Source organism: Arthrobacter sp. MDT2-3, from assembly GCF_059090465.1.
The window spans coordinates 502,553-517,696 of the sequence record NZ_JBNHFS010000003.1 but is presented as its reverse complement, the minus strand read 5'-3'; the positions used below and the strand labels follow the sequence as shown (position 1 = coordinate 517,696).

At 58.0% G+C, this 15,144-nt stretch carries 6 protein-coding genes; 2 read left to right on the top strand and 4 right to left on the bottom strand.

The genetic code is table 11. From position 1 onward, the window contains the following. Together AC5RUQ_RS12305 and AC5RUQ_RS12300 are read left to right on the top strand one after the other, a co-directional pair. A complete protein-coding gene (locus tag AC5RUQ_RS12305) occupies positions 1-2,262 on the top strand; it encodes a 3'-5' exonuclease (protein ID WP_493947591.1) in 2,262 nt (753 codons plus the stop codon). A 97-nt stretch (positions 2,263-2,359) separates the two neighbouring features. Continuing rightward, positions 2,360-3,289: a protein NO VEIN domain-containing protein gene (locus AC5RUQ_RS12300; protein ID WP_493947590.1), complete on the top strand. Its 930-nt coding sequence runs from the start codon at positions 2,360-2,362 to the stop codon at positions 3,287-3,289. A gap of 53 nt (positions 3,290-3,342) precedes the next feature. On the opposite strand, the gene drmB is transcribed toward AC5RUQ_RS12300, so the two are convergent. The 4 genes from drmB to AC5RUQ_RS12280 are packed head-to-tail and all read right to left on the bottom strand — an operon-like array spanning position 3,343 to position 15,113. Continuing rightward, a complete protein-coding gene (gene drmB, locus AC5RUQ_RS12295; RefSeq protein WP_493947589.1) occupies positions 3,343-5,433 on the bottom strand; it encodes a DrmB family protein in 2,091 nt (696 codons plus the stop codon). Continuing rightward, on the bottom strand, positions 5,426-8,638 hold the full coding sequence (locus AC5RUQ_RS12290; RefSeq protein WP_493947588.1) for a helicase-related protein: 3,213 nt from the start codon (positions 8,636-8,638) through the stop codon (positions 5,426-5,428). Before AC5RUQ_RS12290 ends, drmB begins: the two co-directional genes overlap by 8 nt. A gap of 9 nt (positions 8,639-8,647) precedes the next feature. Beyond that, positions 8,648-10,453 (bottom strand): UvrD-helicase domain-containing protein, encoded by a 1,806-nt coding sequence (locus AC5RUQ_RS12285; protein WP_493947587.1) that lies wholly within the window; start codon positions 10,451-10,453, stop codon positions 8,648-8,650. Beyond that, the gene (locus AC5RUQ_RS12280; RefSeq protein WP_493947586.1) at positions 10,443-15,113 is read right to left on the bottom strand and encodes a DEAD/DEAH box helicase; all 4,671 of its coding nucleotides are present in this window, start codon (positions 15,111-15,113) and stop codon (positions 10,443-10,445) included. The genes AC5RUQ_RS12285 and AC5RUQ_RS12280 overlap by 11 nt, the downstream gene beginning before the upstream one ends. Between the last annotated feature and the right edge of the window lie 31 nt (positions 15,114-15,144).

Below are 15,144 nucleotides of genomic sequence, written 5' to 3'. Positions count from 1 at the left end.
GTGGCACTGGTGACATGGATCAAGCAGAAGGACAAGATCGACGGCGCAATGAAGGCCAAGGTCTACTCCTTCTTTGAAAAGTTGCAGAGAGATGACACTGCACCGGGCCTCCACATCGAACCGATGCATACGCCTGCCGACCCTCGCGTCCGCACGGGCCGTATCGATTTGAACTACCGCGCCGTGCTGTTCAAAGTTGCTTTCGAGAACATCCCGCATTACTTCTACTACGGTGCATGGCCCCACGACCAGGCAATCGACATCGCCCGGTCTAGCGTGCTGCAGGTGAACTCTGTCAACGGTGTCCTCGAAGTGGTGCGGTCATCAACTCCGGCTGCCGGTGGGCCGCCGCCCGAGGCCGTCGTCGATGAGCCAGTCGAGGTGGTTGAGCCGGAGGCTCCCGAGGAGGAGGTAGAGCCCGAATTACCACAGCTCTGGACGAACCCGCTCGCAGCGTGCGGAATGGATCAGGGCGAGTTGGTGGCAAACCTTGGTCTCGCTGCCGATCTCGTGAGCAGAGCCTTCGCTGCTTCATCTGATGAGGAGCTTCTGGATGTACTGGGTGATGCCCCGGAGTGGCAGGCCACAGCGTTGCTGGAGCTTGCCGCGGGTACGTCTGTCTCGGATGTTCAAGACAAGCTAGCCCTTAGCCGCTACGTCGACAACCCAGAAGAGTCTGAAGAGGACAAGATCAAGCGGGCGCTGGAGCATCCGGCAACAAAGATGCAGTTCACCTTTGTGGGGGACAACTCCGAAGAATTGAAGAAGGTCATCGAAGGCGGCGACTTCGACTCCTGGCGTACCTTCCTTCACCCTGAACAGCGTATCTACGCTGAACGGCGCTACAGCGGATCCTTCAGGCTCTCGGGCGGCGCCGGCACAGGCAAAACTGTTGTGCTGCTGCACCGGGCACGGGCGCTTGCTCTCGCCGAGCCTTCTTCTCGCATAGTGCTGACAACGTATACCACCACCCTTGCTGAGTCGCTTGAGACCGGACTAGCCAAACTCGACGCCGACCTCCCTCGTGCATCCAAACCTGGTGAGTCGGGTATCCACGTCGCTGGCGTGGATTCGCTTGTCAACAAGGTCTTTCGCGCCGCCACTGAGGCAGAGCAGCGGCAGTCGATGAAGGATCTTTTTGGCCTTGAGGCTTCAGCTCCCGGAAAGATGTTGGATGCCGATCGAGCCCGCCAACAATGGGAATCCGCGCTAGGTGATGTGGAACATGAACTGGAGCCCGAGCTCGCCAATCCCACGTTCCTCCAGCAGGAGTACGAGACCGTTGTGCTGCCGAACTTCATCACGGGCAAGGACGAGTATCTTAAGGTTCCCCGTGCAGGTCGCGGTACCGCGCTGAACCGAGCCAAAAGGCTGGCCGTATGGAAGATCATCGAGGGCTACAGGTACTACAACCGGATCGACATGCATGCCTCCTTTGTCGAGATGGCACACCTCGCAGCGTTGGTGCTCCGGCAACGTAGTAAGAATGGCATGACGCGGATGGTGGACCACGTTCTTATCGACGAGGCCCAGGACCTGCATGCAGGCCACTGGCTCTTCCTTCGGGAACTGGTTCAGCAGGGTCCTGACGACCTGTTCATTGCCGAGGACTCGCACCAACGCATCTACGGACAGAAGGTGCCGCTGTCCCGTTTTGGCATCGGAATCGTCGGCAGGTCTCGGCGGCTGACCCTAAACTACCGCACCACACAGCAGAACCTGGCGTACGCCGTCGGACTGCTGATGGGTGTTCCGGTCACGGACATCGAGGGCACCGATGAATCCGTCCACGGATATACCTCTTCCCGTGTGGGACCGAAGCCGCAGGAGCACGCGGCAACGTCCTATGTGGAGGAGCTGGACAACCTCGCCCAGACGCTGCGGGCATGGCAGGAGGAAGGCGTGCCGCTCGAAACTGTTGGCATCCTGGTTCGCGCGAACTTCCAGATCGGCAAGGTAATCAACGGACTTAACGAACGGGGACTAGAGGCGCGTATTGCCGGATCTGCTTCTGTCTCAGACGTCCCGTCTGTAATGACGATGCACCGCTCAAAGGGCATGGAGTTCACCCGGGTTGTTCTGTTCGGTATGTCGGATCAGTCGATGCCGGCCGCGTACCAGCTGCAGAATCTCGCTCCAGCCGAACAAGCGGATGCACTTCTGCGCGAGCGTTCGCTCCTTTACGTGGCTGCTACCAGGGCGCGGGACGGGCTTGTTGTGTCGTGGAGCGGCAAACCGTCAGAGCTGCTTGGTACAAAGTAGTTTCAATACATCAACGGTGATTGGGGGAGAAATGGCGACAGGAGCGACAGCGACGAAGTCCCGATGGTGGGACGGAGACGCTAAACAGCGGTACTGGATGGAACTGGTCAATGTGGACACATGGGGGAGCGAGCTCATTGCACCCGATACACCGCGTTATGACTTGATGCGGGATGTTCGCGTTGGAGATGTTGTTCTCCATTGGGTGGGCAAGAACAACCCGATGCGCTTCAAATCCGGTATGTACGGCGCGTCGATCGTAGCGGGGGAGCTTCAGCCCCGCGCGGGCGATTGGTATGGAAAACCTGCAAACACGATTCCCCTGACGGATTACACGCCCCTGCCTCGCCCATATCTCCTGACTGATCTCCGTGCAGATCATCAGTCCGACATTCTTGGCATCAAAAGCGAACTTGAACGTGATTACTCCGGGCGCGGCAAATTCACCATCTATTTCCCGTTTCAGGAGCACCCGACAAGCGGGCTGAAGCCCAACCAGGGGTATCTGTTCAAGCTTCCGGCGGAGGTCATCCACGCCGCGCCGGACCTACTGCCGGACAGCGATTGGGGTGGCTTTGACCGGCCTCTCGTTGCACCTCCTGTGAGTGGGCAAAACGGTGTGCGCCAGCGGTACGCTGGCTTCTGCGCGGATCCGGTCCTTAAGAAAGCCATCGAGGTGCAGGCCGTGCGGCAGGCGATCATTCATTACGAAGCTGCGGGTTACGCCGTCGAGGATGTCGGAGCCTTTCGGTCCTATGACCTCGAAGCAGTGCGCGGGGACGAAGTTCGTCGCGTCGAAGTGAAGGGCTCTCAAGGTCACGTTGAGAAGGTCATCCTCACCCGCAATGAGGTGACAAATGCCAACGAGTTCGCCCAAACAGACTTAGTTGTGGTTGCGGAGATTCAATGGGAGCGCCATCTGGATGGCAAGATCACTACCGCGGACGGGCTGATGAGTGTTTATCCCGACTGGACGCCGTCGCCCGAAAACCTCGTGCCCTTGAGCTATGAGTACTTCCTGGATTAGAACTACTGCGAGATGGGTGGGGGGTCGGACCCCCGACCCCCACCCATCAGGCCCTAATAGACCTTGTCCGCCAGCTTGTCCGCGAGATCAGAAGGCGCGAAGTCCTTCGTGTGATAAGTGGTCCACCCCTGCTCCGCGAGCCAGTCGTCCCGTTCGTCGTCGCGGTCCACGAGTACTGCCACTCGGGAGGAAGGCCACAACAGATCTACCTGCCACTGATTGTCTGGGCCGATGTCTGCCCCCCAGTCTCCGAGCTCTACCTCGACTTCTACAAGTTCGGGGATCAGTTCCTTCAAATCGTGACCGGATTCGGCAAAGACGGTCAGCCAGGCGCTCTGCCGGATGCTTTCCGGAATGCCCAAGTCTTCGGCAACGGAGGATTTCCCTGAAGCCTCGACGCCAAGCGTCCCTAGAGGATTCAACTGTGCCCATTCAAGAAAACCGAGCCCAATCTGCCCGTGCACGCCGAATAGTGTGCCCCGGTCCAAATTGGAATTGAACAGCTCGCAGCTAGTTTCCGGGACGAGGACGCAGCAATGGCAGGCTGCAAGGTTTCGCGCGTCAGTTCCTGATCCTCGCGACTCGATGCAGACAGGGTCGGCCGAGCACCACGATGTACGGAACAAGCCTTCATCCAGTGCAGGACCAAGCCGCTTCGGGCTCGCCTGCGCTGCGATACCACCCAGGCTGCCGGCCGAGTCCGATGAGGCCGTGTAAAGAAGCACTCCGACCTGATCCTGACCCACATAGAGACGTTCCCGGATTGAAGATGCCGGGTAGCCTGCGTCGAGAGAAAGCTGGTCGATGATGATGTGGGACAGCGTGTGGACCAGGGTCTCCACGATGCTCACAGGGGCGGGTTCCAATCCCCGCTGCTTCGCTGCACGCTTGGCGTTGATCCACAAAGTATTTTCCCGGCTTGCGGCGAAGTCAGTTTTTGCCCACGCTTCAACCTGTGACCTGTCCAGGGCTACGAAGAGTCCCTCGCCGAGCGTCTCGATTGCTGGCAGCCAGTTCTGCCGGTTGTCGTCAGGGGAGAGCGGTGACAGCTTTGCGTCGGGCTTGTCCTCGCCTCGCGGTTGGAGGCGGCTGAACCCGTAGAGTGCCCGTACCTCCCTTAGCCTGGTGATTTTTCGTGTGGCCTTGATCCAGTGCTGGTGGGCGGTCGGTACGGCTACTTTCTCAGCGACAAAGTCCGTGTCCGGGCTGTCCTTCCGGCCGTTCATCAGCGCAAGGAACTCTTGCTCACGAAGTTGGTCTTCGGAGAGCTCTGTCTCTTCACTGCCGTGGAACTGGCGTCTGATTTCCGCCCGCAGCTCGTCAATAGAGAACCGCCCATCAAACTCCTGAACAACGCCCTCCAAAACCCACGCGGACGCCGGTTCAAGAGCCTGTGGTTGGCTGAGCTGTGAAGCCTTCGACGTCACGACCTTCGCCAGAAACTCCGAATACGGCGGAATCGAAATTGCAGATCTGACTACTGGAAACCAGACGTTAGAAGCACCACGCTGCACCGTCTTTGGAGGTTTACCGCATTCACGCTCCCGGTATCCCCAGCCGAGCCACGGCCGGTTCCCCTGGCATTTCATCTCCTTCAAGGCGATGGAGTTGAAGGCGTCGGCCATTGTCCGGGATTTTCCGCATGAACACCGGACCACCATGTCGGCCAGGGATGATGTCCGGCCTTCCGAGGCAAGCGAGAGCAAGTGGTTGGCATCCTCTGTCGGAGTGAAGCCGTGAACCCAATAAGAATAGGGAAAGTCGTCGATGTGTCCGTCCTCGCATGCGACGACGAATCGCGATGGAGTTAGTGGTGCCAGCGACTTACATAGGCCACACTTGGGATCCTCGTAGGACGCCTGCAACTGCTGGACCCTCCCGAGGCGGTTGCAGTTCGGACAAACAAGCATCTGCGGGAAACGAACTACCGGGATCTTCCCGCGGGCTCCTGCCGGTGGAAGCAGAAGCTCAGACACCCTCAAGCTTCTGGCCAGACGTGGCTCACTGACTGGCTTCAAATGCTTCCGGTCCCACTGATCAATGCTGGTGATCATGAAGCTGTTGTTTTCGGCAGGGAACAGGCTGCCGACTCCGAACGTGGAGATCAACTGACTGCGCCGAGCGGCATAGGTCTTCTTAGCCAAGGGTGGCATCCTTCCTCATTGGGGCCGGCCGGAGAGCGGTTTCTGCGTCAACATCGCGCATGCTGCGGGGCGTTGGCCACGGAATGGTGCTTGTGCTGTAGACGAAATCGGGATCTTCAAGGGCTTTGCTGGAATCGATGAGCAGCGAACGCGGCGAATTCCGCTTGCCCTCGTAAGGCAGATCAGCATCAGCAAGGGCCGCTTTCCGCCATATGTTGAGAAGCCGCTCCAGCTCGTCGCGCGTGGCTGGTGCCTCATCCTGGTCCAAACACTTGTCGATTTCTGCGACTCGGTTCCCAACGAGGGACAGGATTTGGTCAACTGTCTGTGATTCGTTCCGTACATCCCCAGCACTAGTCCGGAGGTCGGGCACAAGCATCCTCAAGGCGGATACTAGGACTGCGTGGAGACCGCGATCCCTCGATCTCGCTGCAAACGGCGTCGCGCTGGTCGCTTCAACGGCTCGATAAAGGGCTCCATGAAAGTCGTTGAAGGATTCGTAGTGTGAGCGGTCCCGTGTGCGCGCTGCGTTGAATATGGTTACCACCAAGCCCGGGTGCTGTCGCCCGACGCGGCTCGTGGCCTGAATGTACTCAGCGCTTGACTGAGGCTGTCCCATGACTGCCATAAGACCCAGGCGGTCGACGTCCAGGCCAACTGAGATCATGTTCGTGGCTAATACGACGTCTTCAGGTACCTGGCTACTCATCAAGCTCTTCTCCAATGACTTGAGCGCCTCTGGAATTTTGTGGTTCTCCACGCGGCTTGTCAGCTCACTCAATTGAACTCCACGCCCCTCCAGCCTGCCGTCGCGTTTCGCCAACAGATTGAGGCGGGCCCGGACGTCGTCGTATACCTGAAGGTAAGCGGAGCCAAGGACACGGAGACTATTGAAGTACCCCATGAGCGTCCAGTAAGGGTCGCGGTCTTCCGCTGTTACCGCCTCGATAAGGTTGGCCGAGTGCAACAACGAGGCGTAGGTGCGGACCATGAGCGTCGCATGACTGGTGCCGGACGCGAGCACTCCAACGTATTGGCGTGTCCCGAATTGGTCAGAGGGGGCCTTCTGGGCAAAGAAGGAGTCGTCAGGATCGAGTCCGGGGGGCGGGAACAGGCTGGATTGACGGTTGAAGACGGACCGAATCTGGTCCTGAGCCCTTCGAATCGTAGCCGTGGAGGCAACGATCTTTGGCTTTCTGGCTTCTGAGCCCCCTTCACGCCCGACGCCACTGGCGGCCAAATCAACAGCAGTTTCAAATAAGCCCACCGTGGAACCCAGGGGTCCGGAAATAAGGTGCAGCTCATCCTGGATGATCAGGTCCGGGCCCAGATCAGTGGGGGAGAGGCGCCCAAAAAGCGTTGCAATGTCGCCCCGCCAGGACATGCCGGCGAACTTGTCTACAGTGCCGATCACGAGCTCTGGGCGTTCCCTATAGACATCCGTGTCGACTATATGAACTGGAAGGCCGCCAGCGAAGTCGCATGAGCGATTGGAGCACGTCACAGTCATGCGATCTGTCGGTACTTTGGTGATCCGGTAGTCGTCGACTGTGAGGCGGGTGCCACACCAAGGGCATGCTTCTATCTGTTTGGGGTTGCCCTCGATGACTTCCTGATTGTTCCTGAGCTTTCCGAGGTTCGTCCTCGCAGTCGCAATGTCGTTCGGGGTGGCGCCTCCGCCGACCCAGAGGCCGATGCTGAATGGTGCGTCTCCAAGACGATTCTCGTTGCCCAGCCGCACGGATTCCAGGGAGCAGATGAGCATAGCGGCGCGCTCGAACTGTTGAATGGTCAGAAGTCGCAGCGTGTAGCGCATGATCACAGCAACGCCGCGAACGTTGTTGTCCCGAAGCCGTCGAAGAAGTAGGAGGTAGGCGATAAGCCCGAGATACGCTTCGGTTTTTCCACCACCGGTGGGAAACCAAAGGAGATCGGCTATGTCCCTTTCCTCGTGTTGGTCGTCCGTTAGCGACGGCAGATTGATGAGGATGAAAGCGATCTGGAACGGGCGCCAACCCTGCTCGCCAAGTCTGAAATCGCCCTTGGCTCCTTTTCGTACCCAGTCCTGCCGGGAACGCTGCATGTGCATCGCTTTGTTCGCCAGCTGAAACGCCTCGAAGGCTTTTGTATCCTCAGCGAGCAATCGGATACCAGCCTTGATGCGACTGTGGGCGATCCCCGCCTGCTTCATGTGTTCGTCCGCGACCCCGCGCAGGTGGGGTGGCACGTACGCCGGACCGTCCTGTGTTGCAGATGCAGTGGATGCCGCGATCCAGGACGAGTAGTCCTGTGCGAGGCGGTTGAGTTCGGCAACGACTTCGTCGCGAGATGCTGATGCCATGAATGGCAGCGACAGATTGGCGGCACTGCCTCCAGCCATGGATCTGTGGACGTCTTGCCGGGGGACAAATGTTGACGAGACTCGTTGACAAAGCCGCCCGTCGACGTCGGCCTCTTGTACTTCGATTGCGCACCCGTGGCCTGCCCCGAAGACCATGTGATTGCGGTAGAGAAGCTCCGAGGACGCCAAGTCGGGGTCGGACGGGACGTTAGTGCGGAGCTTGGAACGGTCTACCAACGCCGGGACTGGCGTGTGGACTGATACGCCGGCCTGGAACCAGCACGCCACATCCTTGTCGGAGGTCGGGTCCGGCTTGGGTTGCGTGTTTCGAAGAACAACGGTGACAGTAACAACAGCATCTTCCGGGGCACGCACCAAGGCATACAGCTCCAGGGCGCCGCCCTCAAGCAGGTGACGCTGAGGTCCAGGTGCAGCAAGATCTACCTCGATCTCGGGCAAATCAGCGGCAGTTCGCTGCCAATCATAAGTGTCACGCCGTTTGCTGCCACTCTCCCGGACAGTAGCTATTGGCGTATAGCGCGCAGCTGTTGGGGTGACAGTCAGGGACATGGAACGGTTTGTATCCACGGAGACAGTAAGGCCTACACTGCTGGGATACGTCAGGCGGGCGTTCGCGACGGAGCTGTCCACGGAAGCCTCGCCCGAAGCTGCAGCAACTGATTCCGGCTCATCGGGGGCTTCGACGTAGGTATCGTCAGCTGCCGGCCAAAGCACGCCGGTCACATAGCGCTCGAGCGGACGTTCGGTAATTAGCTCGTCCGGGGCCCCCGGTCCGAAAAGGTCGGTCTCGAGGCGGTCCACCATTTCACGACGGAAGGCGTATTTGGTATCCAATTTCGACACTTATTGCTCCTAGTTCTTTGTCCGCGTGATCAAACCGGTTAGCCGGGGGACCAACCACATGCCCGAGGAACCCAACCCCGTCAGCTTCGTCTCTTCCGGATGGCCGGTCGCGCATTCGATGGACGTGACGCGCGCGCCCGTGAACCCTGCGGGCCACTCGTCCCTGCGGTGAGTCTTGAATGCAAAGTTCTTTTTCAGCGCGTACGCGAAGGATGGGCTGGTTCGCCCGATAACCTTGCCTTCACTGGTCGTCAATACATAGCGGGGCACTTCGCCGGGCTCCGGCTCGGATTGCAGGGAGCCAGACACTACCTGGCCCAAGAGGTCCTCCAATACGAGGTTGTCCTGGATTGCCTGGGCATCGCCGTCTTCGGGGTAGTAAGGGGAGACATCATCGATGTCCGAGTTGAGAAACTCCATCCGGGCGTTGTACGCGCCGTACTTTCCGTAGGCCTTTTCCAACCAGCGTCCAGTTGATCCGTCGGCGCGCTGAAGCAGCTTCTTCGGCAACTTCGTGGAAATGATCTCTTCCCGAGCGCGGGTCAGCGCAACGTATTTTTGCTTGAGCGTTGCCTCGTTCTGCTCAGCGGCCGGCGATCCAAACTCGGGCTGCAGGTAGAGGACGTTGGTGAACTCAAGACCCTTGGCGCGGTGAACGGTGGAGACTATAAGGCTGGCAGTATCTGCCACTGTCAGAGTTAAGGGGATTGAACGGCTGCGGAGTCGCTGACTCAGCTGGGGAACGTTCAAGGAATTGTAAGCCGTGAAATTCCCTTCAGCTGACTTTAGCGCAAGCCATAGGTCAGCTGCTGAGTCGCCAAAGAGAGCGGTAAGGCGTGACTTGATGTCGTCCGCATCGTACGTTCGATCTTCGAGGTCTTTGAAGACCTGGTGCACCCAGGGCGCCACACTCATGTCCTGTGCTTTGCGGCGAACCAGATGCGCATAGCCGTTCTGCCACAGAAGTTCGCTCGCGATAAGCACCTCGTAGTTTGTCGAACAGAGGAGGGCAGTCGTCTCGCCGGCATTCGGGCTTAGCGCCCCGGACTCATTTAATACCGAGGTGCTGGACACTTGCCTTCGGAAGTCGTCAATAAGGCCGTGTGCTGTCTCTGAACCTGATTCATCGAGCTCACCGAGGCTCCGTATTTCGTCACCCACAGAAATGAGTTCCCGGGTACGGTCAGTGACCGCCCGATAATGTCTGGCCAGTTTCTGGTGTTCAGCACCAAAATCGTTTTTTAGCTTCTCGATAAGCTCTCCAGAGGTCAGCTGCGAGGCTGACTCTTCCAGCTGGAAATCGTATATACCTTGCAGCGGATCCCCGAGCACAGTGAAGCCTAGGTCCTCGCCTATAGCGGCGAACAAGGCCAAGACAAGTTCCGCCCGGTCTCCCACGAGGTCCTGGGCTTCATCAATCAGAATGTGCTTTAAGTGCAAGATGCGGTCGGGCGTCTCTTCGCTGGCAATGTAATGCGTCGCTTTCCTGATCCGCGCATCGAAGCTGTCACCGAGAGTATCTTCGTCCATGTCGATCAGTATTTGCGCGGCAAAGGAGTCGAACGTCCTGATCTGCAAGCCATCCAGGTCATGCACGCGAGCACGTTTCCGTACTGCTTCGACGGCGGCTCTTGAGAAACTCAGCACAAGAATCTCGTCGGCCGGATTCAGACCGTCTTCTACGAGTGTTTTCACTCGGGCCAGAAGCACCTCGGTCTTGCCTTGCCCCGCCGCGGCGGTGACAAACAGCCTGTCCTCGGGCTTCGCTTCTGCTACCGCCCGCTGACTCTCGTCGAGCTCAATTTCAGCGAGCACTTATTGCCTCGTTCCTCCACAAATAGTCGAACTGGGTGAACGCCAATTTGTGTCCATACTGGTCCAGATTGTCCTTGACGTTCACAATCAAGACTTCTTCGCTGCCGCCGTTACGCGGCCCGCGGAGACCGCGACCGATCATCTGGATGTATTTATTCGGTGAGAAGGTTGGGCGGCATACGTAAACGGCGTCGACCCTGGGCGCGTCAAATCCTTGGGTGAGCACGTCGAAGTTAGTGAGGACCCGGATTTTTTCATTCCGGAAGTCCTCGATAATTGAGCGTCTGTGTCCAAGGTCCGTCTTTCCTGATATAGCGGCCGCCGGAATGCCTTCCACCGACAGAACAGCCGCAAGTGCCTCCGCGTGCTCTACCGAGGCGGCAAAGACGAGCGTTGGTCCATTCGTCTTGGACGCCTTGATGTGATCCAAGATGGCTTCGTTACGCTGTGTGCTGTCCGCTACTTGCTGGAGGTCGATCCTTGCCTCAAGCATCGAACTTTGTGACTCTTGATCCGTAGCGGAAGGCATGTCCTTCAGCCTGAGTTCGATCCCCTTCAGTTCCTCGTGGTTGACTTTGGCCAGGACTTCGATTCCCTGCAGGTACTCATGTGCGTTTTCCGCACTGAACTCGTCTGGCTCAATGAGATTCCTGCCAAAACGTGCAACTAGCCGTTCTGTCTCTTTCTCGTTGGAACCCCGATACGGCGTGGCCGAGAGCCCAAGTAACGATCGCGACTTCTCTGTGTAGGAGCGGCCTAGCCAGGTGAGGACCTGCGTGTACTGAGTGGTCGTTGCTCCGTGGGCCTCATCAATGATGACGAGGTCCGGATCGGACATCCAGTCGTACATCTGGCGCCTGTTCTGGTAGATACTGAAAAGCGTCTGGATTGTCGCGACGACCAGGTGAAGTTTGGTCTCCTCACGGACGGCTTTATTTCCGCCCCATAGCCTGCTGACTGCCATTCGTTCGCCAGGAGAACCTGCAGCTTGCCAAACATATGTCCAGGTTTCAATCGCTTGCTCACAGAGCTCGTCAGACTGCGCAATCCACAAGACCAGACGACGCTGGTCCTTGGGAGTCGAGGCAATATCCCGGATCACTGATTCGACGGCGACGCGGGTCTTGCCGGCACCTGTCGGAAGCTGCACCAAGCCGCGCCGATGTGGAGTTCGCTTAGCCAGAAGATCGCAAATTTTCCGGCTAGTAGATTCTTGGTAGGCGTGTAGTGGCTTAAGACCCACGGGTCCGACAAATTCTTCGCGTTCCGGTTTCCTCTTGATGGATTCGCCGGCGAGCGCCGGGGAAAAGCCGAGTTCCTTTACAAACTCTCGAGCCGTTCGACCTCCACGGAATTGGTCAGGCGTTTCGATTCCAGCCTCTTCAAGCGCAGGTTTGAGAACCTTGAGCAAGCTGCTGCCATGGAGGTTACTGACAATATCGAACATGCGTTCATCGGTCAGTTCCAGGTCTCGTGCTTCAAGCATCTTCATGACAGCCTCGGGAATCAACTCACGGAGGGTTTCCCTACCCACGAGCTCCGCCACTTTGCCTGCATCGGTCTTTTGCTTGTTCACACGTCCAATTCGAGCTTGAGCCTCATCGTCCTTCTTCAGCTGCCGCATTGCCTGCATGACCTGCGCCGAGGACCGTTTGCTCCCAAATGCACCGAGAATGGTTGTGAGCAACGCTTGTTCGCCCTGTGGAGCTCGGTAGTAGAGAACCCCATCCTGAAGATAAGACGCCCTGGGCGTGGCCATCGACCTGGAGTCGTAGCTGTTCGTTTGAACTTCTTCCACCGAGACGCAGGGAACACACAAAGTCTGAACGGCAACTTCACCGGCCGCACGCTTGAGATATGGGAATCGCGATTTGATGCTTTTCGGCTCTTCTCCTTCAACTGGTATGGCTCGAGCCGAGGTGAAGAATTCAACTGTGACTGGTTCAACTCCCCAGTTCTCGGCCAGTGCCTCATCCAAATCGGGGTGACCTGTGTAAAGGACTGGGACATCGGCTGTTTCCACCAGGTAGTCCCGGGACGCAAGGTTGGCGGCCAGGAGTACATCCGATGCCAGATAGCGTGTGTTTCGACCTCCGCTAAGAGGGGTGAGTAGCTCCTTCGGTGGACGCACATCGAGGACAGCTAAAGCCCCATAGAGTTCGTGCAGCTGGAGCATCGGCAGACGCTGTTCGGCCAAAGAAATGACGAACCCCCACTGGATCTGGCCAGGATCACTAGGCAAACGTAAGGCGGCTGCTTCTTCTTCACTCGGAAAAGGCAGGTAGTCGGTGGGAATTCCATCAACTTTGCCGACACAATGCTTGGTGTCCACCAATCCGAGAGGGGTTTCAAAAGCCCCATGGTTCTTAACCCACCAAAGATCCGGCCCGTCGATCGTCTCGGGAGCCCGAAAACCGCTGCTGAATTCAACCTTGGTTGGGTACTGCGGACGGGCCAAAATGGTTCGGGTGACTTTCGCCCTGGTTGCGGCTGAGGCATCAACTAGGAGGTGAAGGCCATCCGTGGTCAGCGCCTGGTTGAAACGTATTCCGGCTTCTGAAAGCCGGCTAGGCCCATTCCGGGTTTCGTCGGACAAGCGGCTTGCCTCGCAGGTTTTCCATAAGTCGTAGCTGCCTCCGGCACGGACCATTCTGGCGTCCCCGAGAGACGTCCGGGCGCCTAAGTTTTTCAGCAGCGCGATGTCGTGCGCATGGTACTGATCATCTACCAGAAGATGCTCATCGCCGATGTTGGTCTGCGAGATCAGACTTCCCGCCAGCCATACGTTGGCTAGTTGACGCCATTTGTGGTCGCGGCAACGGACCAGGATTTGTGTGGCGTCCGTTCTCTGGTTGATGACATCGAGACTTTCTGGGACGGTAAGGGATCGAGTAAGTCTCCACAGAGACTGGGCCAGCTCTGGGTCCGTGTAGTTCTGAGCCACCTCGCTCGCGATGCGGCTAACGATGCCTCGGCCGTCTTGTGCCTGGAGATCAAGAGCGCGGAGATAAGCGTTCGCGTTGCCGTGATGCATCAAATCGTAGGACACCACGCTAGCCGACTCGTCGTCGGCGTTCATGGGAAGGAACACTCTTGACGTGATTGGCGGCTGGACGCTGCCATCCGACATCAGCACAATTCGACTGCGACGCATTGCCGGCTGATAGTCGCTGTAGGACTTGTCAATCAGTGCAGCCAGCTGAAGGGCGTTTTCGTAGTCCTGAAGCTCTCCGCCCGCAACAACTTCTTCCAACCACTCTTCAATGGAAGCTCGCTTGACGCTGGCTTCCCCCAAAATGCGCATAACCTGAGGCTCTCGGCCCAGGCCCTTCAACGCCGATGGGTGAATCCAAGGCCGGTCCGTGGCAACCCACGAATCCCAAAGTGCGGTTAATCGGGTGGCCTCTTCAAGAAGGGGCGGGACTTTGACTTCGCTGGGAGGCCTGAGCACACCTGTTCTGTCGGGCAGGCATGGAACGAATGGAAGAATAGCAAAGATGGGTTTGTTGATGGCAGCGTCCGCCCACGAATACGATTCCCTTGCACGCGACGGCAGAATGTCGAGAAACAGGGCTGGATCGGCTGGCGTACCGAGATCTTTCAGAGCACCCGCGACCATCCGGGGAAGAGTCCGAGTCAGGATCTCCCTGTTGTAAAGGGTCTCCAGTATGCTGTGGCGGTCTTCGTTCATTTTGAAAGCGGCGTTTACGATGCCACGAAGCGACGTCTCGTGCTGCGTCGGGAAGTAGTTCCAGAATCGCCCGAGCTTGGCGCGCTGATTGCCGGTCACAGGCACAGCCCAAGTCACATCGACTTGCTGCCGAGCAACTATGCTTCCGGCCTCTACCGCAGCCTGAGTACTGACTTCATGTTTTTGCCTGAAAATCAGCCACTCGCTGGTGGTTGCACCGTCTGTTAGGGTGACTCGGTTGCCCTCCCGAGCAGCGGTCCAGACAAGTGACGAATTCTGGGGGCGGTCCTCGAACTCCAGCGACCCGATCTTCTCGGAAAAAAGAAGGAATTCTCCCGGAAACGTTTTCATTTCTTCTGACAGCCAAGTGATGCTGCCCGTCAGAGGTAGTTTCACGACGGTAGAAGCCCATGGGAAAAGCTCGGCTAGAACACTGTCCTTCGCTGCCGCGATGTCCGGATCCACCGGCGTGGCTAGACGAAGTATGGGGTAAGTCTCCAGGCCCGGATACAAATCCCCGAGCAGGTCGCGGCTTTGCTCCTGGTCCCAGGACACTGAGCCGCTTCGACTGAAGATCTGCGGCTCGGTGGTCACCTGGATCACCGACTTGAACCCCAAACCGAAGCGACCGATCTCATCATCGCGTTTTTCTGATGAATGGGAAAGCATGAGAGTCCGGAAGCCAGCCTCAGTGAAAGGCTCGCCCTCGTTGGCGCAGTAAAGCGCGTCTCGGGTCAAGACGACCTTGATGCGGCCACCCGGTTCCTTGATCGCGTCGGCCGCATTCTGTATGAGCTCGTTCAGCTGTTTGCGACCATACCCCCCTTGCGAGATGGCAGCTTCAATGTTGCTGTGTTCACGGACAAGGTCGGGACGAGCCCTGTAAGCGTTGAGTGCGCTCTGCGTTTCAACCGCGACGAACCTGCTTAGCGGCGAAGTCGTACCCGCCCATGAATCGCGAACCATCATCGGTTCCGTCCCCCACATCGAGATCAATGCT

What these genes read in the sequence shown, in the direction of transcription:
- AC5RUQ_RS12300 (WP_493947590.1), top strand. Translation starts at nt 2,360, where the DNA reads ATGGAACTGGTCAATGTGGACACATGGGGGAGCGAGCTCATTGCACCC.
- AC5RUQ_RS12280 (WP_493947586.1), bottom strand. Translation starts at nt 15,113, where the DNA reads ATGATGGTTCGCGATTCATGGGCGGGTACGACTTCGCCGCTAAGCAGG.